Annotated in this window: 19 protein-coding genes and 1 pseudogene; 9 read left to right on the top strand and 11 right to left on the bottom strand. The window is 44.0% G+C overall.

Going from position 1 to position 23,694, the window contains the following annotated elements; translation table 11 throughout:
- Positions 1-23: 23 nt before the first annotated feature.
- The 7 genes and pseudogenes from UQW94_RS02300 to UQW94_RS02330 all read right to left on the bottom strand — a co-directional run bounded on the left by UQW94_RS02300 (position 24) and on the right by UQW94_RS02330 (position 8,723).
- Positions 24-1,389 (bottom strand): annotated as a pseudogene (locus UQW94_RS02300) (CmpA/NrtA family ABC transporter substrate-binding protein).
- 265 nt (positions 1,390-1,654) lie between these two features.
- Positions 1,655-2,236, bottom strand: coding sequence for an ANTAR domain-containing response regulator (locus UQW94_RS02305; protein ID WP_054576756.1), 582 nt, complete (start codon positions 2,234-2,236; stop codon positions 1,655-1,657).
- Positions 2,237-2,309: 73 nt separating this feature from the next.
- Positions 2,310-3,227 carry a dienelactone hydrolase family protein gene (locus UQW94_RS02310; protein WP_262665043.1) on the bottom strand — a complete coding sequence of 306 codons (918 nt, stop codon included), beginning with the start codon at positions 3,225-3,227 and terminating at the stop codon, positions 2,310-2,312.
- 229 nt (positions 3,228-3,456) lie between these two features.
- The gene (locus UQW94_RS02315; RefSeq protein WP_239938849.1) at positions 3,457-4,410 is read right to left on the bottom strand and encodes a glycosyl transferase family protein; all 954 of its coding nucleotides are present in this window, start codon (positions 4,408-4,410) and stop codon (positions 3,457-3,459) included.
- Entirely contained in the window at positions 4,407-5,312 is a 906-nt protein-coding gene (cobA, locus tag UQW94_RS02320) for a uroporphyrinogen-III C-methyltransferase (RefSeq protein ID WP_262665044.1), read from the bottom strand. The genes UQW94_RS02315 and cobA overlap by 4 nt, the downstream gene beginning before the upstream one ends.
- Positions 5,313-5,332: 20 nt before the next feature.
- Positions 5,333-7,996 (bottom strand): nitrate reductase, encoded by a 2,664-nt coding sequence (locus UQW94_RS02325; RefSeq protein ID WP_238854895.1) that lies wholly within the window; start codon positions 7,994-7,996, stop codon positions 5,333-5,335.
- A 292-nt stretch (positions 7,997-8,288) separates the two neighbouring features.
- A complete protein-coding gene (locus tag UQW94_RS02330) occupies positions 8,289-8,723 on the bottom strand; it encodes a GNAT family N-acetyltransferase (RefSeq protein ID WP_017634213.1) in 435 nt (144 codons plus the stop codon).
- Between the two features lie 379 nt (positions 8,724-9,102).
- Between UQW94_RS02330 and UQW94_RS02335 the strand changes: the two genes are divergently transcribed.
- The 5 genes from UQW94_RS02335 (at position 9,103) to UQW94_RS02355 (ending at position 15,731) form a co-directional block, all read left to right on the top strand.
- The gene (locus tag UQW94_RS02335; RefSeq protein ID WP_017820237.1) at positions 9,103-10,359 is read left to right on the top strand and encodes an aromatic amino acid transport family protein; all 1,257 of its coding nucleotides are present in this window, start codon (positions 9,103-9,105) and stop codon (positions 10,357-10,359) included.
- A gap of 610 nt (positions 10,360-10,969) precedes the next feature.
- A complete protein-coding gene (locus UQW94_RS02340) occupies positions 10,970-12,883 on the top strand; it encodes a tetratricopeptide repeat-containing diguanylate cyclase (protein ID WP_322141957.1) in 1,914 nt (637 codons plus the stop codon).
- Between the two features lie 10 nt (positions 12,884-12,893).
- Positions 12,894-13,235: a hypothetical protein gene (locus tag UQW94_RS02345; protein WP_033906993.1), complete on the top strand. Its 342-nt coding sequence runs from the start codon at positions 12,894-12,896 to the stop codon at positions 13,233-13,235.
- Between the two features lie 248 nt (positions 13,236-13,483).
- The gene (locus UQW94_RS02350; RefSeq protein ID WP_322141958.1) at positions 13,484-15,262 is read left to right on the top strand and encodes a S8 family peptidase; all 1,779 of its coding nucleotides are present in this window, start codon (positions 13,484-13,486) and stop codon (positions 15,260-15,262) included.
- 13 nt (positions 15,263-15,275) lie between these two features.
- Positions 15,276-15,731, top strand: a complete 456-nt coding sequence (locus UQW94_RS02355; RefSeq protein ID WP_025767689.1) for a hypothetical protein — start codon at positions 15,276-15,278, stop codon at positions 15,729-15,731.
- A 146-nt stretch (positions 15,732-15,877) separates the two neighbouring features.
- Here the strand turns inward: UQW94_RS02355 and UQW94_RS02360 are convergent, their stop codons facing one another.
- From UQW94_RS02360 to UQW94_RS02370, 3 genes are all read right to left on the bottom strand, one after another.
- Positions 15,878-16,807 (bottom strand): SRPBCC family protein, encoded by a 930-nt coding sequence (locus UQW94_RS02360; RefSeq protein ID WP_322141959.1) that lies wholly within the window; start codon positions 16,805-16,807, stop codon positions 15,878-15,880.
- Positions 16,808-16,944: 137 nt separating this feature from the next.
- Positions 16,945-18,186: a sensor histidine kinase gene (locus UQW94_RS02365; protein ID WP_322141960.1), complete on the bottom strand. Its 1,242-nt coding sequence runs from the start codon at positions 18,184-18,186 to the stop codon at positions 16,945-16,947.
- Positions 18,158-18,826, bottom strand: a complete 669-nt coding sequence (locus UQW94_RS02370; protein WP_322141961.1) for a response regulator transcription factor — start codon at positions 18,824-18,826, stop codon at positions 18,158-18,160. The genes UQW94_RS02365 and UQW94_RS02370 overlap by 29 nt, the downstream gene beginning before the upstream one ends.
- Before the next feature lie 78 nt (positions 18,827-18,904).
- On the opposite strand from UQW94_RS02370, the gene UQW94_RS02375 reads away from it, so the two are divergent.
- The gene (locus tag UQW94_RS02375) at positions 18,905-20,104 is read left to right on the top strand and encodes a DUF5666 domain-containing protein (protein WP_322141962.1); all 1,200 of its coding nucleotides are present in this window, start codon (positions 18,905-18,907) and stop codon (positions 20,102-20,104) included.
- 149 nt (positions 20,105-20,253) lie between these two features.
- Positions 20,254-20,550, top strand: coding sequence for a hypothetical protein (locus UQW94_RS02380; RefSeq protein ID WP_017634219.1), 297 nt, complete (start codon positions 20,254-20,256; stop codon positions 20,548-20,550).
- A 93-nt stretch (positions 20,551-20,643) separates the two neighbouring features.
- Here the strand turns inward: UQW94_RS02380 and UQW94_RS02385 are convergent, their stop codons facing one another.
- The gene (locus UQW94_RS02385) at positions 20,644-21,693 is read right to left on the bottom strand and encodes a Preprotein translocase subunit SecY (RefSeq protein WP_262653030.1); all 1,050 of its coding nucleotides are present in this window, start codon (positions 21,691-21,693) and stop codon (positions 20,644-20,646) included.
- A 439-nt stretch (positions 21,694-22,132) separates the two neighbouring features.
- On the opposite strand from UQW94_RS02385, the gene UQW94_RS02390 reads away from it, so the two are divergent.
- Both UQW94_RS02390 and UQW94_RS02395 read left to right on the top strand, forming a co-directional pair.
- Positions 22,133-22,594: a hypothetical protein gene (locus UQW94_RS02390; RefSeq protein ID WP_322141963.1), complete on the top strand. Its 462-nt coding sequence runs from the start codon at positions 22,133-22,135 to the stop codon at positions 22,592-22,594.
- A gap of 93 nt (positions 22,595-22,687) precedes the next feature.
- Positions 22,688-23,161 (top strand): copper chaperone PCu(A)C, encoded by a 474-nt coding sequence (locus UQW94_RS02395; protein ID WP_322141964.1) that lies wholly within the window; start codon positions 22,688-22,690, stop codon positions 23,159-23,161.
- Positions 23,162-23,694: the final 533 nt, after the last annotated feature.

The following is a 23,694-nucleotide window of genomic DNA, read 5'->3' on the forward strand; positions in this document are numbered from 1 at the left end:
GCCTGTGGCGTTTATCGTTATGGTTAAACCTTGTCTTTTCCTTTAAGCCCGATAGAGAACTTCTCTAGATATTTATTTGGCTCGCGACCGTCATAAACGATGTTGTCGATAAAGTGTGTTTGTGGCGCACGGAAACCATCTTCAGCACTAAAATCTGGGAAGTCTTTTTTGCTCAACACACCATCTTCAATTAGCGCTTGAGCCGCTTGTTGGTAGATATCTGGACGGTAAACCTCTTTTGCGACATCCATGTACCAATCATCGGATTTCTCGCTTGAGATTCTGTCCCCAGCGACGCATTTGGGTCAGGTACCAAATCGCATCGCTGTAATACGGATAAGTGGCGTTATGACGGAAGAACACGTTGAAGTCTGGCACGTCTCGTTTGTCGCCTTTCTCGTATTCAAATGTGCCGGTCATCGAGTTGGCGATAACTTCGGCATCGGCTCCAACGTATTCGCTTTTTGATAGCATCTTCACTGCTTCTTGGCGGTTGGCATTGTCGTTTTCATCCAACCAATGTGCCGCTCGAATCAAGGCTTTCACTACGCGAATGTGCGTGTTTGGATACTTCTCAGCCCAAGCTTTGGAAACACCAAACACTTTCTCTGGGTTGTTCTTCCAGATCTCGTAATCGGTCACGACTGGCGTACCAATACCTTTGAATACGGCTTGTTGGTTCCATGGTTCGCCTACGCAGTACCCTTTGATCGTGCCCGCTTCCATTGTTGCTGGCATTTGTGGTGGCGGTGTAACGCTCAAAAGAACGTCAGCATCCAATTGGCCACTGTTATCACCTGAGTCTGGTGCATAAAAACCTGGATGAATCCCGCCTGCCGCTAACCAGTAACGCAACTCATAGTTGTGTGTCGATACAGGGAACACCATGCCCATGTTGAACGGTTTACCTTTATCCAGATAACTATCGACCACAGGCTTCAGTGCATCCGCTTTAATTGGGTGAACAGGTTTGCCATCTGGTTGTTTTGGAATGTATTGCTTCATCTGCTCCCAAGTATCATTGGAAACCGTGATTGCGTTGCCGTTCAAATCCATACTGAACGCGGTAATCACTTCCGCTTTTGTGCCGACACCAATCGTTGCGCCCAATGGCTGACCAGCAAGCATGTGCGCGCCAGCAAGCTCACCGTCGATGACTCGGTCTAATAGCACCTTCCAGTTTGCTTGCGCTTCTAAAGTGACGTACAAGCCTTCGTCTTCAAAAAAACCTTTCTCATAAGCAACCGCCAGCGGTGCCATATCGGTTAACTTAATAAAACCAAACTTCAGGTCTTCAATTTCTGGCTCACCCAACTCTGCCTTTACGCTGACCGTGGTGAATACCGATAACGAAATTGCTGACACTTTCAGCATCGAACTCCATTTCATTGGTTTGCTCCCATAAAAAAAGCGCCACTACTCCGAAGAGCAGTAGCGCCGTTGCTAAGTCTACAATTACCGCCGTTGATAATTGAGATAAGCGATTCAACAATAAACCCATACCTACTAATCCAATTACTGTGCCAACTTATTTTTTACAGTAAATACAATAAATTAGATTATTCCACCGTTTATTATTCCCTGTTATTGCTTGCTGATAGTGCAACACGCACCACGTTAGAAAATGCACTCTAACCCCAAAGTGGTAGAGCAACTAATCCAACACTTCCAAAGTAGTTATCAAATTCTTGGCAACTTGTGCGAGCGTTTGGCTCGATTGCATGGCCGAATTTCTAAGTGCTTTATAAGCCTGATCTTCATCAACGCTGTGCATCTTCATCAGCAGACCTTTGGCTTTTTCCACCAGCTTGCGCTCTTCAATCTTGTGGGTCAGCGATTCAATTTCCGATTGCATACTTTCGAATTTCGCTCTCACTAATGTCGCATGTTCAATCCAAGGTTGAAGTGCAAACTCACTATCATGTGGCATGAGAACATAGTCCATTTTTTCTGATAACCGATTGATATCATTGGATGATAATTGCTTTAAGACGATAAGAAGTGGTGCCGATTTTCTGCGGCAGAAATCGACGATCAAACGCAGCTCCGCGGTTGGTTGCTGCCATCCAACCACAACGCTTGCTGACGGTTCTCGCTGCATAAGCGTTTCTAATTGTGCCAATTGGCAACCCATAATGTTGTCGTAATCTTTGCTCAATAAGCCGGACAATCGAGCCTGCTCTTGGAGGCTATCACAGCATACTATGATGGGTGTTTTTGACGTTGATTGAGTCATGCACATTCCTTGTTTATATCTCACTCACTAAGAGAGACATAACAAGGAATGTGCCAACTAAAGTAGAAGCCTTTTAACTAGAGGCGAGATGTTCTTTGAAGAAGCCGAGTGTACGTTCCCAAGCGAGCGCCGCTTCTTCCGGTGCGTAGCGTGCTGTTGAGTCGTTATGGAAGCCGTGGTTGACATTCTCATACATTAACGCTTGATACTGTGCGTCGGTTGCGATCAATTGCTGCTCATAAGCAGGCCATGTGTCGTTAACACGCTTATCGAGCCCTGCAAAGTGAATCATCAACGGCCCTTTGACTTGCTTTTGGAGCTCTTGCGCCGCTGGTGTTCCATAGAAAGGCACACCTGCATCGAGCTCTTCTGGCATTACCGCCGCAAGCATGTTGACAATGTATCCACCGAAGCAGAATCCAACCGCGCCCAATTTACCGTTGCCACCCTCGTATTGTTTGAGAAAGTTAGCGGCTGCGATAAAGTCTTGTTCGATCTTTGCTCTGTCCATCTCTTTCTGCATGGCGCGACCCTCATCGTCGTTCCCCGGATAGCCGCCGAGTGGATAAAGTGCATCTGGAGCGAAAGCAATAAAGCCATCTTTTGCAAGTCGTCTTGCGACATCTTTGATATAAGGGTTCAGACCTCTGTTTTCATGGATCACCAACACTGTCGGCGATTTTAAGGTCTTCTTCTGTGGCATCACCAAATAACCACGCCCTTCTCCATGCCCATTTGGAGATGGAAAGGTTTCGTAGGTTGCTTTGATGTCAGGATCGTTAAATGAAACTTGTTCTGCGAGTGCGTAATTCGGGGTTAGCGCATCGACCAGTGCTGTCATGCTAAAGCCAAGCACCGCAAGGCCACCCAGCCTGTTAAGAAACTCACGGCGCGTGATTTTTCCGTGGGCGTATTCGTCGTACCAATCGAAGGCTTCTTGCGGGATCGGATGAGAAGCCTTTTCACTAGGAGTGGTATGCTTTAGAACCATTATCCATGTCCTCTGTGTCTTACCATATGGGATTTTCTCATTCTCAAAAGCGCAGCGAGAAACGAACGCGATTGAGGCTAAAACTGCGGTTTCACCACTCTAATACGGAGCAAGGTGGTGAAACACATCATTGGCGAGCTAGGATCTTTTACCTTCTTCAAACAATAGATAATGGATTCAGATTCAACAACTTTGCGTCGTTGGTTTTACATTAATTGACAATAGTATCTTATTGCTGGCCGCAATAGGCTTGCCAGTAAGAGAAAGCTCGTTCGAATGCTTTTTCCCTGTCGTGCATTTGTGCAAATAGCACCACTGTCATGGTGGCAAGAACCGTATTCGCCATTTGGTTCATGTCATCTTCTGACGTCCCAAACGGGCAGTTCACAGGCATTGGCACCTCAGACAGCATTTGCTCCGTCCAGTAGTGCGATGTCACGCCGCTTGTTTGGCTTAGCCATACCGTTTGGCTTACTTTCGGGTTGTATTCTGACTCACCCGATTGTCCTTTGAATGACACAACGGCATGAGCGGTTTGACCGATCTCGTATTCGACTTCAGCATGAAGTTGTTGGAACCCAGGATGGAAGCTACCACGAATACCAACCGTCGCCTGCCCCGGATTCAATGCTCGAACCACGGTATTAATCGGCGTTCTAAGCCCATAACGATTCTTCCAACCGATCATGGTTTCTGCTTGAGGAGCAAACGCACTGAGCGGCAGATACACAATGTTTTGTATTTCTAATACACGCTTTGCGTCTTCTGCTGATTCCGCTTTCGTAATAGCAAATTTGTCGAGGTAGTCTTCAGCGTGTAAACGACCAGATTGACGGTCGTGATAGCCGTGCATCAGCACTTTGTGGCCATTATCGGCAAGGATCTTCGCTGCCAACAGGTGCCAAGGCTGCCCTGCCGCTTCACGTTTGCCTGCATAACATGGCCAGTCAATGTCTGCACCAATAGCTGGCATGCGGGATTGGAATGCTTTCACAAAGCCAGCGATTTCTTGTTGAGTTTCGTTCTGTACACGGATCAGCATCAATAGCATTGCCATCTGATCGTCGTCGCACTCACCGTTTAGGTATTCATCCATAACTCGAAACGCTTGGTCAAAGTTCAGTGGTTTTCTACCACGTTCGCCACGACCCACTGTTCTAATACATTCCAAAATGCTGCTCATATTCCCTCGTATTCCGTCACTGACTGTACGGTTTCTATTAGTTGTTCGCGCAGTTTGACAACTTCTCCCATCACAATCAATGCTGGGCTCACGCCTTTAAGTGTAATCGATAAATCATTGAGCTGATTGAGTTGTGTAACGTGCACTTGTTGTTGAGGGCTGCAACCATGAGTGATGATCGCGACTGGGAAATCTGCTCTCAAACCGCAGTTGATTAAACCCGTTTGTATTTGCGATGACTTTTCTAATCCCATATAGAAGACTAACGTTTGTCCGCTTTGCATCAGTTGGCTCCAAGCCTCAAATGCGCCTGTTACCACTTGCCCCGTCACAAAGGTAACGCTACGAGCAACGCCACGATGAGTCAGCGGAATCAAGCTGTTTGCTGAACATCCAATCGCAGCAGTAATACCGGGGATGACTTCGTAAGCGATTGAGTGTTTGACGAGTGCTAACGCCTCTTCGCCTCCACGGCCAAATACAAAAGGATCTCCCCCTTTTAAGCGTACAACTCGCTTTCCTTGTTGAGCGAGCGATACCATCAAGTCACAAATTTCTTCCTGACCAATACTAGGTTGTCCGCATCTTTTGCCCACGTAAATCCAATCAGCTTGTGGCGAAGCCAACTCCAAAATATCTTTGTTCACCAAACGGTCGTACAGCAGAACCTCTGCCGACATAATAGCTTTCACTGCCTTCACCGTTAATAAGTCAGGATCGTGCGGCCCTGCTCCAACAATCGAGACAAAACCTTTGTGGCTCGCGTCTAGGTCTACTGAATGGTCTTTTAAAAGTTGGTTCAGTTTGCTTGCTTGATCATGCTTAGAAAAGCGAGACGAGCGTTCTTGTTTCTGACTCGCTTGTCCTTTCTTAAACCAAGACTTTTGATAAGGCGCTTCCATGTGCTTATCCTCTTTATGACTTACTTTATTTGAATCGCCAGACTTTGCTGGTTCGCTTGCTGTTTGCCCTTTTGATGCTGATGGCTGTCGACCATTTGTTTGATTTGAGAGACGCACGAGCCACAGTTAGTACCGCATTTGAGTTTGTTTTGAAGTTGGGTCACTGACGTGCAGTCTTGTTTCTCCATCGCGTCATGTATTTGTTTATCGGTAACGCGGAAACAACTACAAACCAGTTTGGCACTGCTTTGCGATTGAGTGATGGTAAGCAGTTGCGATAGCTCCATCGGCTTGCCAATCAAGCCGGTAAAGTTGGTGTAGTCGGTTTGAATCGGTTCACTAGACACCACCAAAACAGAGCGAATGATACGCACGTCTCCAACAAGGTCATAGTCCACCGCTAGCCAACCTTGGACAATATCTATCGTAATTCTGCGGCTCTTTTCCGTTCGACAAAAACTCTGCTTCTTTGGTCGCTTATCATGTGCAAAGCGCCAAATGCCCAAATTGCTTTCTGCTTGAAATGCGCTGTAGAGAAATTTACCGGAATCAAACTGTGTACCGATGAACATACCGTAGGTTTTGACCGCGGCGTCTTGCACTTCAACATAAGACGACTTAAATGCAGGCTGCCCTGAAATAGGGTCTTTTGCGCTGTTTACTATCGCATTAACACTGCTTTCACCGCCATATCGACCCGCCCAGTGCATTGACATAAACAGCTCCTGAAAACCCAAACCTTCATCAATGGCAACTTTGGCATAAATACCGGTGTTTGAAGCAGGCTGAAACAGCTTGGTGAGCTGTCCTGCTTTTAAGCGATTTTGAGTGGCAGAGAGCGTGTTCATGTACACGGTTGGTTCTAACTCTGAGGCGGCAAGGTGGGCGATATGCCCTGTGCGCGTCATGGTATGCCATTGGTCACGTTGCCTGCCCGTATTGAGCCACCAGCCTTTTGTTCTTTCTAAGCGCGTTGGAGATTCACTGGTCACGACAAAACGCGCTTTTCCATCTGGGTGTGAATAGACGCCATCAGCAAAAGGGCGCTCTCCTCCCCATTGTGTCGGCACCCACTCTTCGTATTCTTGCTCGGTTAAGTTGGCGTATTGAGAAAGATCTAGCTTCAATGGCGAATCTGCATTCATGCCTGTCATCGCGGCATATTCCCTGAATACCGCCCGCTCAGAAGTAAACGCAAAGCCATTTTGTGTCTTTTCCAATGCACACAGAGCTTGCCCAACTTGGCTTATCGCCCACCAATCTGATTTTGCTTCACCGGGAGGCGTTTGAAACTGGCGCTGCCTTGAAAGTCGACGCTCAGAATTGGTCACCATGCCTTGCTTCTCCCCCCAGCCAGCGGCGGGTAGCAATAGGTCCGCGTAATGCGCTACATCCGAATCCGCTGTGATATCGGAAACAATCACAAACGGACAAATCTCTAGTGCACGTTTTACCAATTGGTTATCTGGCAAAGAGACAACAGGATTGGTTGCCATGATCCAGAGAACTTTAATCTCACCACGTTCTACCGCCTCAAACAGTTCAACAGCTTTTAAACCGGGCTGAGTGGCAATTTCTGGTGAATCCCAAAACGCCTGCACTTGCTTTATAGACTTTGCGTCAAAAGCACGATGAACCGCTAACTGGTTTGCCAATCCACCGACTTCTCGCCCACCCATCGCATTGGGCTGACCTGTAATAGAAAACGGCCCACAACCTGACTTGGCAATTTTACCCGTCGCCAAGTGTGCATTAATGATTGCATTGCCTTTGTCGACGCCATTTTCGGCTTGGTTTACCCCTTGGCAAAACAACGTAATTGCGGTTGGGCTTTGCGCAAACCATTGGAAGAATGTCGTGAGTTTTTCTTCTGAAATGCCAATGGAAGACGTCAAATTAGTGACATCGTAACGCAAATCAGAAACTTCTTCTCTAAGTGCATTAAATCCGTCGGTATAAGAATTTATGTATTCAGAATCAATCAATTGTTGTTCAATAAGAAACTTGAGCAGCCCATTGAAGAGTGACACATCACCATCGTTTTTAATCGGTAGATGCAAATCCGCTTGCTGTGCGGTGACCGTTTCACGCGGGTCAATGACCACCAGCTTGAGGTTAGGATTGTTTTCTCTCGCTTGTTGAATACGTCGGAATAAAACAGGGTGCGTCCAAGCGGTATTAGCACCGCAAATGATCAATAGCTCAGTCTTATCAATATCGTCGTAATTGACGGGAACGACATCTTCACCAAATGCTCGTACATGAGCCGCAACCGCCGAAGACATACACAAACGCGAGTTCGTATCGATGTTTGCGCTGCCAACATAGCCTTTCATGAGTTTGTTGGCGACGTAATAGTCTTCCGTTAACAACTGCCCTGACACGTACATCGCGATGGAATCCGGTCCAAACTCCGCTTTCGCTTGATGAATCTTTTCAGCAATCAGATCCGTGGCTTGTTGCCATTGCACCTCTTGCCCTTGAGGTCGTTGCTTGGTGACAAGCTTTGGATACAACAAGCGCGAAGGCATATTCAAGCTCTCTGCCAGCGCGACACCCTTCACGCACAGTGATCCCGCATTTGCAGGATGACACGCATCCCCAACGATTCCTTTCGCATTGACCTCGACACCACATCCAACACCACAATAGGGACAAGTGGTTTTTTTGCATCCTTGCGACATAACACCTCCAGTGCGATTCAGCCCAACTTACTAGCAAAAAAAAGCCTCTCCCGAATCGAGAGAGGCAGCAATGCCTTTAACGCTGTTAGTACATTTTCAAAAAGTAATACCCTATACCGCTCTCGCCTGCTATTAAGAGCGGCGCATCGAGTTATCGATGAACGTTTATGTAAAGCAAGTGAGGTGCCAAGATTAAAAACCCTTACCATACAAAGGGTTAGCTTAAAACCAATTATAGCAACGTAATGCTACGCACTGATTGTGTGCAAATTTCGGTCATTATCGTGCAGTATTACTTTACTAATTCCATAACTAACCTGGATTCTTCGTCACCAAAATAATGCGCTTCTTCTTCTAACGTTTTAAAGCCAAGGGAGAGGTATAAAGACAATGCAGGTTGGTTCTTAGGATCGACAGTCAATTTCACGCTTGAGCCTAACGTCAACGACGCAATAACGTTTTCTAGGAGGGAACGCGCAATACCTTTACCTCTATGTTGAATATCGACGGCCAATGACATGATCCAATATTGATGTGCATTTGTGCTAGTCGTTAGCAATATATACCCTGCGACCTGCTCTCCCTCTTTTGCTACCAGTAAACTCTCTCCCCAACAATCAAAAGCTTGCCGAAAGAAAAATTGAGGATAGGCGTGTTCTCCAAATAAAGTATTTTCGAGCTTATATATGGCAAATAAGTCCTCTTTTTGCGCAGACAAGATGTCCATTCAATGACTCCTTCTTTAACATGAATGGCAGCAGTATACCTAAATCTCATCTAAATGACGGGACACAAACATCTCAATTAAGTGCTTAAGAAATGTAATATTCTTCCTGAAAATTAGGCCTAACTCACTTAGAACATACATCCGTGATTAAGTTTTAACCGCAAAATCAAAAACCACACAAGATGAAAATTTCAATACATATAACCATTAAATGCATTACATTTAAGAACTTTATTCTGGTTTATTGAAAAATTCATAGTTGGATAATTTACAACCACACCAAATCCACAGCATTATTCACCAAGCTTCGCATGTGATAATAAACACTAAAACCTTTACCATTTTCAGCATTATTATTTTTATAAAAGCGAGTTTTAAAGTGAAAGAATCTCGAAATGCCTTAAATCCTAGTGAAATAAACACAACCACAGCTTGGTCAAAACATGATACACATTGGGTTCTTAGCCTATTTGGAACAGCCGTTGGCGCAGGCATCCTGTTTCTGCCAATTAACCTTGGGATTGGTGGTTTTTGGCCTTTAGTCGCGATGGCAGTACTTGCTTTTCCAATGACCTATCTTGCGCACCGTGGCTTAGCTCGTTTTGTACTATCTTCTAAGATCAAAAACGCAGACTTCACTGATGTAGTGGAAGAGCACTTCGGCGCAAAAGCAGGTCGTTCTATTTCACTGCTGTATTTTCTTTCAATCTTCCCGATCCTGTTGATATATGGGGTTGGAATAACAAACACAGTAGATAGCTTCATGGTAAATCAGGCTGATATGGCTTCTTTACCTAGACCTTTGCTTTCTGGCGTACTAGTGTTTGCACTAATTGCTATTATGATGGCGGGTGAAAAAGTAATGCTACGGGCCTTTGCCATCATGGTGTTCCCACTTGTTGCCATTCTTGCCTTTCTATCATTTTACTTAATACCGAACTGGACCATGCCTGTCATGGATGTGCCAGAAGCGTCAGCTTTTGCTAGCACTATGTGGTTAGCAGTTCCTGTAGTGATTTTCTCGTTTAGTCACGCAGCTGCAATTTCAAGCTTTGCAAATGTACAACGTCGCCATTACGGTAAGCAGGCAGATGCCAAATCCGAAGTTATTCTTCGTCGCACTAGCATTATGCTGATTGCCTTTGTTCTTATTTTTGTATTTTCCTGTGTACTAACACTGTCACCTGAACAATTGGCTCAAGCAAAAGAACAAAACGTATCCGTATTGTCTTACTTAGCGAACGCAACCGATAATCCATTTATTGCAACACTTGGTCCTTTAGTAGCGTTTGTTGCTATCACTTCATCTTTCCTTGGGCATTTTTTAGGTGCGCGTGAAAGCTTAAATGGTTTAATTAACAAGCATTTTAACCTATCTGAGAAGCGTGTTGATCGTATCAGCGTGGCAGCACTGTTCTTCTCAATCTGGGCGGCCGCGATCATGAACCCAAGTATTCTTGGTATGATGGAAGCATTGTCAGGGCCTGTTATTGCAATGATCTTATTTATTATGCCAATGTTAGCGGTGTATAAAATCGAGGCGATGAAACAATATCGAGGAAATGTCTCTACTTACTTTGTTCTAGCAGCAGGCATTGTGGCGGTAAGTGCATTGATTTTTAGCTTCTTCAGCTAATAACTAAAGACTAGCTTGGATTTTCAGGGGAATACCTTACACAAGGTTAAGGTGATTCCCTGAATTTTCTTACTCTTTAAAAGGTAATCATCGTTACCCTTGACTCTTAAATAAGAGCGAAAACACCCGCAATCATAAGTACTGAAGCGATGCAGGTACGGCCGATAATGCCGAAGTGCGAAGGTTGAATCATTTCATTATGCATAGTTAATCTCCTATTTATTATAAAAGCCATTTTTTATTGGCTTAATAACACTATGTCTAATATCCAGTTTTTTAACAACCCATACAAACATTAAATATTTATGACAGAAACGTAATTTTTTACACTTCGCCCTGATTTTGAGCGATGAATCCGCGGCTTAAATCATTAGATTGAGTCCACCGAATATGCTCGCCTACCTGTCATCGTTACCTTATCTATACCATCGCCTAATCATTGCATAAGTTTTCAATAGATTTTGTTTTATAAATCATAATATTATAGAGATCCTTCTCGTATCTCACTCCCCAAACACTTTGCCACTGGGAATCCATCCGCACTTAACCAACAAGAAATGGTAGACTTAACTGGTATTCGGTTAAGAGATCACATTTTATTAATACGCTCATGCACTTCTCAATTAAAAAACTGGCTTGCGCACTTTGTACTGCACTTGGACTTTTCTTGCATCCCACCAACGTACTGGCGAGTACCGAAAAGCAAGCTTATCTGGAAGAACACATTTCAGCAGAAAGCAAGCCCATGTTAAAACTCTACTTTCGCTCGATGGGTAAGCCGCGATCAATTCAAAAAGATGAGTTAAATGCGCCACAGAATGCATCAGCGGAGTCTCTTGCTCTGTATTACTTTGCACGAAAGTACCTTAAGCGTTACGAAGGCGTTCCATTACCGAAAGATATGCCCGATTTAATCGAATTCGGTAAAAAGCACCATTTGGAATGGGTCGTCGCTGAAGCACAGCTCAATAAGGCTGTAACAATGATTGAGCAAGACGATAACTGGAACGCAGAATTGTTACTCCATGACGTTGTTTCTACAGCCCGTGATCTTGGTTATCTAGCATTAGAAGGCCGTGCTTACCGCTGGTTAGGCAATCTAGAAGTATCTCGAAATCAACTACGCAGTGGCCTAAAATATTATCGCAATGCCTATGAGTTATTAGAAAAAACAGTATTTGAAATACAAGTCGCGATGACACTGAACAACATTGGGACGGTCTACATCGACGCATCAGATTGGGCTCGGGCCAACAGTTACCTAACGCAAGCTCTCGACACTTACCTAGAGAGCGAATATCAATACGATAATAGCTTTTTTATGGGGGTTATCTACGCAAACCTTAGCATCGTTCACTCGAGCCTCGGAGATAACAGAAAAGCGGAATATTATTTCAATGAAGCCATTCGACTTTCAATGCAAACGGGGTCTGACACAGTCAAGCACCACTCTTTATCCAGCTTTTCACAAATGTTGAGCTCGGTAGGAAAAATTGATGATGCATTAATGGTCGCACAACGTTGCGTAGACCTGCCCATTCCAAAAAATCTAGAAATGCTAAAAACGTCTTGTTACGAGGCATTTGCAGAGGCTTACCTCGCAAACAAACAATACGATAAAGCTATTACAACAGCGCTTAACGTTCTAGAACAAACCAAGTCAACCAGTGAATTAGAGCTGCGGCAGCGTATTGATATGCTTTCGGTACTGGTAAACGCTCATCAAATTCTTAATGACTATGAAGCCGCTTTTCATTATTTAACCCAATTAAGAGAGCTGGAGGCTGAGTTTTCTCATCATATTCATGGTGAAGAGATGATTAACATTAAGTTTGATCTCGAAGCTAAGTTAGCCCAGAAAGAACTCAAATTGCTAGAAACAAAAAATGCGCTACAAGCGTCTGAACTGCGTTCGCAGCGCTATCGAGAAATGTTCTACTTTATCGCTATTACGGCAATTGGTGTCGTTGGTTTTCGTTACGTACTGCGCGTTAGACGTATTAATAAAGCACTCACTCAAGAAAATACTACCGATCCGTTAACTCAACTGCATAACCGTCGCTATCTTCACATTTGGCTGGACAAAATGGCTCGTAGAAGCCCAGATAGAACATTTGCCTTAGCAGTTTTAGATGTTGATCATTTTAAAACCTTTAATGATCAATATGGACACGATATTGGCGATAAAATGCTGACTCATATTGCCACGCTATTTAATGAATCCACTCGCTCTGGTGACCTACTCATTCGTTGGGGTGGAGAAGAGTTTGTCCTATTATTCGAAGTACAGCGAGCTGAAGATTGCGCTAAGTTTTTGGAGCGATTGAGATATACCGTTGAAAACACGCCATTGGTGGTTGACTCTAAACCATTAAACACGACAATTTCCCTTGGAGCAGTGGACAAACTGTCGGCACAAATAATTAAACAAGAATGGGATCAATGGTTTTTCTTGGCAGACCAAGCTTTGTATGATGCGAAGCAAGCTGGTAGAAACCAGTTCGTCATTCATCCTACATCATAAAAAAGCACACATGAAAAAAAATCTAATCATTATTACTTTTGCGCCTCTATTTCTTATGGCGTGTAGTAATCAGCAAGCATCTCAACTGGGAATGCGCAGCAGCAGTGTCAACGTGTATGCCCAGCAAATGAGTAACACTCAACTATGTGAAACTCTCTACTACAACCGTGCAACTAACCAAACCAAAGTGGCGATTGGTGCTGAGTTCAATCGACGTGGATTAAACAAAAAGTGGTGTGATAAAGAATTCGATAAGTTGTACATTAAAAAGTGGATTGATAACGTGCTGCCTAAAGAAAAAGCCGAACCTAAGAAACCAATGGCAACTATTCAACCCGCTTCAACTAAATAACTCCCCTCTTGAAGCAGACGGTACACTCGTATTTTCTGCTTTTCACTTTTCATGCATGCTCGATGCGACATATAAAAACCTCATGGTTTCAGTAAATTAACAAAGACTTATGTTGTCCATCGAACTTTTAATGTAAACAAGTTGTAAATGGTTTTCGTCCTTATTCTTTGTCGTTAGCTTTGTTTGTTCCTGTTAGCGGAATATGAAACAGGAACTAAAAAATTCCAAACAAAGACATGAGGTCAAAAATGGAAATACGCATTAATCGCCTATTTTCTGCTATGTTGGCAGTAGGCATTGCACCTGCCGTCTCGGCGTTTGATCCACTCTATTCTGAACAATGGCACTTAGACAACACGGGGCAAACTGCGTTTGCGGCTAATCCTGCTGTTGCTGGGAACGACTTAAACACTAAGCTCACTCAGGCAATGGGGATTGCAGGTGTTGGTGTGAAAGTTGCCGTCATTGATTCTGGAGTGCAGATCGATCACCCCGACCTTGCAGGTAATATAGTTACAGGTAGCAGAAACTTCGTCGAAGACTCTTCATTCCCACCAAGTTATCCGGTTGATACTAATGGTCATGGCACTGCTGTAGCCGGTTTGATTAGCGCCGTCGGCAACAACGGTGAAGGCGGACGCGGTGTCGCTTCTCACTCTTCCCTCATTGGTTTTAACTGGTTAGCCAACCAGACATTAGAAGGTTGGTTAATCTCCCATGGCATGGACCCAGCAACACGTGATGTTCGCGTATTTAACCAAAGTTACGGTTTCAGCCCTATAAACCCGATTACTTTTGATGAAAGCGACCCTCAACTAAAACTTGAAATGGACGTGATGAAAAACGTCAGCGAGAGTAACGCCTGGGGTCGAGGTGCTGTATTTGTAAAGTCAGCAGGTAATGGTTACCGTTATTTCAATGCAGGGCGATTCTTCGTATTGCCAAGTAACTTCTTTGCTGGTGGAGACAATCAAGGCTTACCGATGCACAACTCTGCTCAGTCTTATGATAACGCCAATTACTTCAATTTAGTCACTAGTGCACTACGAGCGGATGGTACGCGAGCGAGTTACTCATCGGTGGGTTCGAACGTGTGGGTTGCAGCACCAGCAGGTGAATATGGGCAAGATTTCCCTGCTATGGTCACCACTGATTTAATGGGTTGTGAAGAAGGGCAAAATACCAGTGAAGGCCTTGGCATTAATGGGTTACACGGCGGAACGGAGCTCGATCCGAACTGTAACTATACCAGTACGATGAACGGAACCTCATCGGCTGCGCCAAACACATCGGGTGCCATCGCGGCAATCATGTCAACCAACCACGCACTTTCTGCTCGTGATGTACGTGCTTTACTAGCGGAGACAGCAAAAGTAACGGATAAAGCGCATCCAGGCGTACAGCTTGAATTTACTAACCATAATGGTGAACAGGTTAGCTACGAGGCCATTGCCCCTTGGCAGAAAAACGCAGCAGGCGTAGATTTCCATACTTTTTATGGCTTCGGCGCTGTAGATTTAGATGAAGCGATGCAACGTGCTCGCATGACGAATCGTGTTTTACCAGCTCAAGTCATTACGCCATGGGTTAATAACGCTACAGAAGTAAGTGTACCCGATGCAAGTCTAGTTGGTGGTTCTTCAAGTATCGCCATTGCCGATGAGCTGACAGTAGAATCCGTTCAGGTGACATTGACATTGGACCACGCTCGTCTGCCCGACTTAGCTATCGAGCTCATTTCGCCATCAGGGACTCGTTCCGTTTTGCAAACACCGCGCAATGGTCTTGTTGGTCAATCTCTTGATCCAACGATTACAGGCTACAAAGATCAATTAATGTTGTCTAACCAATTTTATGGCGAAGATGCAAAAGGCGAATGGACGTTGCGAGCAATAGATACGAACGGCGATGAAGTCTATTCTTACATTGCATATTTCAACTCTTCCACCATCTATGACGTTCCGATGGCAAACAACGCTCAGCCCGGTGTTATTAAGAACTGGTCGATGCGCATATTTGGACACTAAAGGAGTCAATAACATGAAATACAAATCATTTTCTATGCTGGCTCTCGTTATCATGACGTCGAGTGTATACGCTGAGCAACAGCTCTCTCAACAACCTGCGCCAGAACTGTTTGTGCCATCAGAAGCGGTTGAGATTAATGGCCAAGATTATCGAAAAGTGCAAACTGGCACTGTTAGAACCCTATCTGAAGACGTAAAACTTCAAGCGGGTGATGAGGTGTTTAAGAATGCGTTTAGTAACGTATCCAAAGCCACTGGACTGGTTTATATCACCGTAAACAATCCTAACGAAGCGAAAGCAGTCGCCAAAGAGTTAAAATTAGAAGTTATCTTCGCAGAGGGGGAATCAGCGGTGTTAAAAGCATCTCAAGATCAAGATCTGCTAAGTATTAGCGACTACCTAAACGCAGACAGCCGGGTAAAAGCGTCTAAAATTGAACTAAACAGCGGTAAATACCGTGCACAATAATTCTCTAACAAGAGAAGTTGGCCTGTAAAACCATGCCTCAGCGATTGCTGAGGCATTTTTATGGGTAGGAACAGATAGGCTATTATTCTTTAATAACATTTCGCATAACTAGTATGATACCTAAACACCCTACTCGCCTGCGCCTGTCATTTCTTAAACAAAATAATTTCCGTTCTTAGCCCTTCTTCCGTGGTTTCCTTCGGACTATTCAGGTAGCGTTCGATTCCTAAAGGACTGGTTTTGACTTTCATACCACTCTGACGAACCAAGTTCATCGCTAAAGCCCATGCATTTCCCAAAAACTGATATTCACCTCGGTGTTCAACGACAAATGTTTCACTCTCAGGAATGGTACCAGTAACCGCCCCTTGAGGCGCTGGTACTGAGTTATGAAGAGGAAAGCAAGTGATAAACTCGAATGTACCTTTCTGCATATCCATCGACTGGTAATAACAAAACAATTCACCATTCACGGATAGGGTTTCGTCACTAATTAACTGTTCTAGTTGCTGAACATGCTTCTCAATTACCGAACCTAATTCCTGCAAGCTAGCCACACCCTTGATCCCAATGTAATGAATTTGAGGCAACGTTCGGTTACCAATTTCGGCTAAGTCTGAATGCACTCGTCCGGTTTCAAGCTTACTTTTAAGCATGCGTAACCCACGTTGATAATCCATCTCTATCATCGACTTAAACATACTTTTCAGAAAGAACAGATACCAAGGGACGCGAGATTGCATTTGCCATTCGACTAAACAGCCATTTTGTGACGGCGTCACGATTAGAGTCACCTTTCCATGGCTCTTGATTGGGCGAAAGAAATGCAGCTCCATATCTAATCGATGCTCTTGAGTACTTTCCAGTACAATCGCGCCAGTCCCAATACGCTGACCATTCCATTGATAACCAGCTCCAACGTGGCCCTGATTATCACTGAATGTCAGCTCGCAGCTTGGTTCAAGAATAATCCATGGTGACCAGCTGGGCCAGTTATTGAAGTTCTTGAGATAGCCAATAATTTCACTTTGATTCTTATTAATTTCAATACTTCGGCTGACCTGATAAGAGAGCATAACGGTTCCTCGAGTTTCCGCTTCACTAACTTCAGTCTAATTCAAATTCCAGTTTTTTCTTGTTTGACTGCGGGTTAGATGCGTACGACAAGAAAAATCCAGAGCGTTAATTCTCACTTGAATCAATACGCGCAAAGCTAAGAGCAGAACTCCACTTTTGCACTAAATCGAACACCATCATCGTCCAGTACTAACGCCCACCCCATCCGTTCACATATTCGTTGTACGATAACAAGCCCACAACCATAACCAGCGTTGTACGTCTCGTTGCCATCGTGACGGTTTAGGATCTTAAGCGCATGACCTTTCAACTCAATTTCAATATCTCCCACACTATAGCTAAAGGCGTTTTTAATCAGATTGTTGATAACAATGGTCACAAAACTCTCTGGTGCCTTCACTACACCACTATGTTGTTCGTGCAAAGCGTAATTCGAATCTTGCTTGGCAAATAAAGGAGCTAGCTCTTCCAACTGTTTTTGTAAACAAGTGAGAAGCTGATGCTCTCCGTAATGCTGAGGCTCTATTTTCTCTTTACCAAGTAAGAGAAACGCTTCTGTCAGTACACGCATCTCGTCACAAGCTGACTGCATCCTCGTGATGGCTTTTTGCGCAACTCGAGGTTGATCAGGAATACGCGTCAGAATGTCTGTTGAGCCTTTAATCACCATGATTGGCGTTCTCAACTCATGCGATGCAAAACGGCTAAATTCTTGTTCTCGTTTGAAATAGCCCGCGATATCGTTCTTATTATCCAGCAAAGTTTGCTCTATCTGGCGTGTTTCGCTGAACTTAGTTTCAACTTGGAAAGCGGGTTGATCCGGTGACATTTGGCTAATTTTTTCTTCGATTTGCGCTAGTGGTCGAGACAATATTCGCACCATATAAATGCCATACCCGACCATAACAAATGAAAATAAGCCACCGAGCAGTAGCGTAAACTGATGCAGCGAGCTTTCGTATTCGTCGAGGTAATCATCGGAGTCATCTTGAAATACAATGTACATAAGCCCCTTCCCTGAGGGGTGTTTCAATACGACGAAGTGTTTGTCTTCTTCACCAAGCAGATATTCGTAAAAACCGGGCGAAGTAAAAGAGAGCAACCAATCCGGTGTCGGAGCTTCACTCCAATATGAGTTGAACTCCAATACGTTTGGCAATGGCGCATCCCAGCCCTGTTTCTCGAAATTCTCACTATAAAGCGCCGCTTCAGTATCAAGCCAGTGATGTAAACTCAGCACTTCAAGTTTGTTTTCTGCCACATAAATCAGCGACCAAAAAAGAGTAAACATCACAAACGTCATGACCCCAAAACCCCAACGGATCTTGCGATAAATGCTTGGATATTCGTTATGCTTTAAGTCGGTAACCTTGTCCATGAATAGTCTCTAATCGTGATTCTTCAAAACCTTTGTCTAGTGCGGTTCTTAAACCATAAATATGGCTACGAAGTGCATCACTTCCAGGTGGTTCGTCTCCCCACACACTATCGATCACTTCTGTGCGCGAGACCGCTGCTGGAGCACGTTGGAGGAGCAATTTTAAAATTTTAGTTTGAATTCGACTCAGCTTAATTTCTTTGTCTTTTCTCGTTACTTTTCCTTTACGCGCATCTAAACAAATATCTGCAAATTTGAGCGTTCCGATATCTTGTCTTGGACCACGATTAGCCAAAGCATGAACACGCAAACTGAGCTCTTCCATCGCAAATGGCTTCATTAAATAATCATCTCCCCCCGCTTTAAAAGCCGCGATTTTGTCATCTAGCGTATCTTTTGCCGTTAGGAAGAGAATTGGCGTTCCACATAACTTATCTTGTCGAAGCTTCTGTACCGTACTGATGCCATCGAGCTTCGGCATCATGATATCCATGATGATTACATCGTAATGATTTTCCTCGATTAACTTAATCGCAGCCTCTCCATGAAACGCACAATCGATAATCATGCCTTCGAGCTCAAGATAGTCTGCAATCGTCTCCGAGACGTTATGGTTGTCATCTACAATTAAAATTTTCATAAAATCACATTTCTTCACGATATGCCCAATAAGATACAGGCAATTTCCTAAACTCGCTCGTAAATTGAGGTTAATACAATGAAAAAACTCGCTCTTATTTCTGTAGTAGGTTTGGCATTGTCTGGTTGTGGTGGTTCAGGTGGTGGCAGCAATAGCGATAGCACACCAACTCAACCAGCAGTGAAACCAAGTGTAGCGATTGGCTCTGTTGAAGCGGTCAACGCTGAAGAAAGCACGTTAACCGTCAATGGACATACGTATCGTGTGTCTGAGGTGGTTTATGACGACACACAAGTGCAATTGGCCGATGTAAAACCAAAAATGGTGGTTCGCGTGGGGTCAGATATTCGGCAAGCTTCGGACAATGGCGTCCGAGTCACACTTGAACCAACCATTACTGGACGTGTTACAGCAATTGATTATGTGAAGAAAACATTTACGGTAAACGTCGTAGATCTGCAGTTTGACGGTTTAAGTGATGATATAGAGATCAACGACTGGGTGATGGTGTCATCCTTGCCGACTGCGGATGCGGGTTATCGAGTGTTGTCTGTGGTCGAAATCGACGTAGATAACGATTACCCAGCCCTTGGAAGCTACTACGAACTGGAAGGTCGCATTACTAATACCGATGAAAATGCTGGCACGTTTGAGCTTGGTACAAATATAACCGTATCTTACGACAACATTAGCCAACTTAGCATCGGCCAATGGGTGGAAGTAGAAGGTGAAATGCAAAACGGCATCTTCATGGCAAATGAGGTAGAAGTTGAAGGCTACGACGTCATAAGCAATGACAGCGATGTGGAAGGCATCGTCACATGGGTTGCAAATGACTACAGTGAGTTCTCACTAAACTACCGAGGTGCATTCTTCATCGATAACGCAACACGATTTGAAGATGGCAGCAAAGCGAACCTAAAACAAGGCCAAGAAGTGGAAGTAACGTCTGTCATGAAAAATGGCAAACGCATCGCTACCGTTATTGAGTTTGAGCAACCAGACTTTGACGATAACAACCAATGGCAAGGTAAAGAATTTGAATGTGAAGGATACGTATCAAACTACGATGCTGAAGCAAGAACATTTGAAATCGAGCGTTGCGAAAACGACGCAGATCAATTGCTAAACAACACGACCGTTGTGATTGATGCACAAACACGCTTCCAAGGCATTGAAGAACTTAACCTAAATGGTGCTCGTGTCGAAGTCGAAGGTGTGATCATTAACGACCAAAATATTGCCCGTGAAGTGGAGTTAGACGTTTACGACAACTAATCCCTTCTACGCTTAAGAAAAAGTGTCACTTCGATGGCACTTTTTCTTTTCACCTTACTTTGCTTCCCAAGCTCAAACCAACAAATTCTCAGCCAAAGCCTTTTCTCTCCGTTACACTTTACCTATGTTTCACAACATTGGTGACAACTATGAAAAAACGCAACCTCATTTTGTTAATCTTGTTTTTTGGTTCAGCCACGAGCTTAGCTAGCGTTATGGATCCTGACTGCGATGCAGAAAAGGCAGCTAAAGCCGCTGCGACAAAAGCCGTGGTTGGTGTTGGTGGTCGCTGTACGCCTAAAGAGGCACTGAAAGATACCGCAGTTGATGCAGGAAAAGACAAATTGCCAGATGAAGGGATGGCGGGTAAAGCTGTTGATGCAATGACACCGGAAAAAGAGAAGAAAACGGTGAAAGACGTAACCAAAAAGCTCAATAAAGATTGATACGCTTTCTTGTAGTTAACTTTAACAGCGAAAATTCCCCCCCAAAAAAAGAGCGCCGATTGACGCTCTTTCCGAACTCTAATAGATAACCAATTATGCGGTCTCTGCTTCACCTATCCAATGATAATGGTGGTTGGCTTTTTTCCCCACTAAACCGAGCTCTGCCAATTCTTCAAATACCTGGTCTACCTCTTCCGCAGACAGCCTAAACTGTTTAGCAACAGCTTTTTTGGTGCACGTAATTTGATGCGTTTTAAGTGCATCGCTAACTTGCTCTAACAAAGTTTTCGGTTCCTTTGGTTCTTCTGGCTCCGGCGCTACTGGTATTTCTTGCTCTTCTTCCTCTTTTATATGAGGAAGATAACCCGCAGGCGCTGGATCTATATCGCGAACTGTTTTCAATATCATGCCCTCATTTCTGCGATAGAAATATCGGAACCGTTGCTCTTCACCAATCAAGCCAACAAAAAATGCAGCAAAGAAGTCCAAAAGAATCGAAAGAAATATAACCAAGCCAAGCTGAGCTTGCTGAGAGGTGGTACCAAATGCGTTAGCTAGACTATCAATTAAACCAATCACTGAGCCTTGCGTCACCGGCGGTAAACTATCACGCTCCATAGCCAAGCGTTGCTGCTCTTCACGTAAGGTTTTGTTTTGCTCCTGGATGCGAGTTACACCAGTCGCGATACGCTCCATCTCGATGTATTTCTGCGCTGCCATATTGTTGAGCTCAATCTGCTTATCGATTGCCGCAATCTGACGATTAAACGCTTCCACTTTCGCCTGCTCTACCGAAATATGACTTTGTGCACTATTGGTTGCACTATTAATCCCACCAATACTACCGCCAATGGAAATCGCAGCTAAGACTAAATAAAACACGAGAGCGGTTGCTGCTCCTGTGTAGTTGCGATGGGCTCGGCGCTCACCGTATTCATACCAAGCGTAAAATTTACCTGCTTCAAAAATGATCGCTAAACCACCAAATAAGGTTTGCATCATCGGGTTTTCGTCGATAGACAAAAACAGCAATAGAGAAAAAATAGTCGATGCTAAAATCGCAGCACCGGTGAATGCATATACACTCACCATGGCAAATCGACCTTTAGGGTATCGATATCCAATCTGTTGTTCGTATTTCATTTGAGAAATTTCTTAAGATTAATCGCCCCTCCGACTAAGTAGGACGGACGTTTCTGGCATGTACAAAGGAGCGCAGAATACCGTATCCTTTATTAAATTACTGTCATAATTCCGTTAATGGAAAACAAGTGAAGATTCGGTGTGCATTTTGAATCGATATCAGCCAAATCTAGCACGTAAAAACACCACCACGACACCCACTAACCGAAGCTTCAGTGGCATATAAGAGAGATTAATTCGGTATCTTCAAAAGCGACTAGGCAAGACTGACAAGTTGAATTGGAGGTTGTGAATGTCAGCCGAATCAAAACATTAAAGCGTTAAAAATAGGCAATAAAACAAATAATGCACACTTGCATCACCTTTTAGTAAACTGATAATTACATTGTTTGGTTAATTTGTTAGTATCCCGCGCCGAAGAAGATAAGCACTCAATTGTATGGAAAACACTCTAATACAGCACAAACACCATCGCTTGCACGCTATTGCGGTTATTATCGCGGTGTTGTTTCAGTTGTATTTAGCGTCCACAGCCGCTCTTAACCCTACACAAGTTCACAGCACAACTTGGCTCAACAAAGTCCAAAGTGAAAAGGTTTTACTGTGTACCGCAGATGGTTTCAAATGGGTGGATATCAATACGTTGATTGAGCCTAACGCTCAATCTTCTTCTAAGCTCATCCAAGATCTTAACTTACACGACGGCTTTCAGTTTGAATGCCCGCTTCTTCAAGCTGTTCAATTCTTTCTTTTGGTTGCGATTGGGCTTTACCTGACAACCATCCATTGGCTGCGCCGAGTAAAGTATGCACTGACGACTTATCATTTTTCAAAATGCGATAAGCTCGTATACAAACACATCGCGCCTAAGCACTCTCCGCCGAGTGTTTTTCCTGCCTAACAGGCATCTAATCATTGACAACTTTATTCAAAAATAACGATGACTCTGTTTGTTGTCCATTCAGAGAAGCTATTCATTCAAAAGGAAAAACACATGCTTAAATCATTTAAAACCGCCGCTATCGCGCTTATTGCTGTCATCGCTAGCCCACTGAGTTTAGCGCACGATTATGAAGCAGGAAAAATTCATATTGACCATCCATGGAGCCGCGAAGCGCCACCAAACGCACCTGTTATCGGTGGTTTTTTTCAATTAACCAACCACGGTGACAGTGAAGATACATTGATCGCAGCAGAAAGCCCAATCGCAGGACATGTCGAAATTCACACGCATAAGAAAGAAGATGGTGTGATGAAAATGATTAAGATTGACGAAGTGCGCGTTCCAGCCAATGAATCTGTGTTGTTTAAACCAGGCAGCTTCCATTTAATGATTTTTAACCCAACACAAACTCTTAAAGAGGGTGACCGCTTCCCTATGACATTAACCTTTAAAAACGCAGGTAAGGTTAAAGTGGAAATGGCGGTTGAGAAACAAGGCCACATGGAAAAACACATGCATCATTAATGACGTAAACAAAAGTGCCCGCTGATTTAGCGGGCATTTTTATCTCAGCTTAGTCAAAATCATTATCCAATAGGTCCTAACTCGACTCTTCAGAACAATGGTGATAAATAACGCTTGGCGAAACGGCGTCATATATCATAACAGCGTGCTCGGGCAAGAGATTCTAAATCACGCTCGTTCCTCGCTATTCAGAATGACCTTGAAAGACTTAAGATCCTAAAAAGGTTCCCTACCCGCTTAAAACTCAACCTCTCGACAAAGTTCTCCAACCATCACTTGGCAAGCCTGAATGAAATCATAAGTTTGGCAACAAAGACCCACGGTTAATCAGCTTTCTTTCTACTTGAAACAAACCTCAGCCCAACGAGCTAAGCCGGCAGCTATAAGCTCAATTGTTTATATATCCCGATTATCCTGACTAGATACAAATCATGCACGACCGTAAAAGTCGATATATGCCACTGGATGAGTCAGCATCTAAAGAAAGTACGTGATCGACTTCTCATTGTTGGTGTTTCTCTGTTTATTAAAAC

Source organism: Vibrio sp. PBL-C16 (assembly GCF_034321865.1).
Classification (GTDB): Bacteria; Pseudomonadota; Gammaproteobacteria; order Enterobacterales; family Vibrionaceae; genus Vibrio; species Vibrio alginolyticus.

Coding starts and splice junctions, on each gene's coding strand:
- UQW94_RS02305 (WP_054576756.1), bottom strand. CDS start 2,236: ATGACTCAATCAACGTCAAAAACACCCATCATAGTATGCTGTGATAGC.
- UQW94_RS02310 (WP_262665043.1), bottom strand. CDS start 3,227: ATGGTTCTAAAGCATACCACTCCTAGTGAAAAGGCTTCTCATCCGATC.
- UQW94_RS02315 (WP_239938849.1), bottom strand. CDS start 4,410: ATGAGCAGCATTTTGGAATGTATTAGAACAGTGGGTCGTGGCGAACGT.
- cobA (WP_262665044.1), bottom strand. CDS start 5,312: ATGGAAGCGCCTTATCAAAAGTCTTGGTTTAAGAAAGGACAAGCGAGT.
- UQW94_RS02325 (WP_238854895.1), bottom strand. CDS start 7,996: ATGTCGCAAGGATGCAAAAAAACCACTTGTCCCTATTGTGGTGTTGGA.
- UQW94_RS02330 (WP_017634213.1), bottom strand. CDS start 8,723: ATGGACATCTTGTCTGCGCAAAAAGAGGACTTATTTGCCATATATAAG.
- UQW94_RS02340 (WP_322141957.1), top strand. CDS start 10,970: ATGCACTTCTCAATTAAAAAACTGGCTTGCGCACTTTGTACTGCACTT.
- UQW94_RS02345 (WP_033906993.1), top strand. CDS start 12,894: ATGAAAAAAAATCTAATCATTATTACTTTTGCGCCTCTATTTCTTATG.
- UQW94_RS02350 (WP_322141958.1), top strand. CDS start 13,484: ATGGAAATACGCATTAATCGCCTATTTTCTGCTATGTTGGCAGTAGGC.
- UQW94_RS02355 (WP_025767689.1), top strand. CDS start 15,276: ATGAAATACAAATCATTTTCTATGCTGGCTCTCGTTATCATGACGTCG.
- UQW94_RS02360 (WP_322141959.1), bottom strand. CDS start 16,807: ATGCTCTCTTATCAGGTCAGCCGAAGTATTGAAATTAATAAGAATCAA.
- UQW94_RS02365 (WP_322141960.1), bottom strand. CDS start 18,186: ATGGACAAGGTTACCGACTTAAAGCATAACGAATATCCAAGCATTTAT.
- UQW94_RS02370 (WP_322141961.1), bottom strand. CDS start 18,826: ATGAAAATTTTAATTGTAGATGACAACCATAACGTCTCGGAGACGATT.
- UQW94_RS02375 (WP_322141962.1), top strand. CDS start 18,905: ATGAAAAAACTCGCTCTTATTTCTGTAGTAGGTTTGGCATTGTCTGGT.
- UQW94_RS02380 (WP_017634219.1), top strand. CDS start 20,254: ATGAAAAAACGCAACCTCATTTTGTTAATCTTGTTTTTTGGTTCAGCC.
- UQW94_RS02385 (WP_262653030.1), bottom strand. CDS start 21,693: ATGAAATACGAACAACAGATTGGATATCGATACCCTAAAGGTCGATTT.
- UQW94_RS02390 (WP_322141963.1), top strand. CDS start 22,133: ATGGAAAACACTCTAATACAGCACAAACACCATCGCTTGCACGCTATT.
- UQW94_RS02395 (WP_322141964.1), top strand. CDS start 22,688: ATGCTTAAATCATTTAAAACCGCCGCTATCGCGCTTATTGCTGTCATC.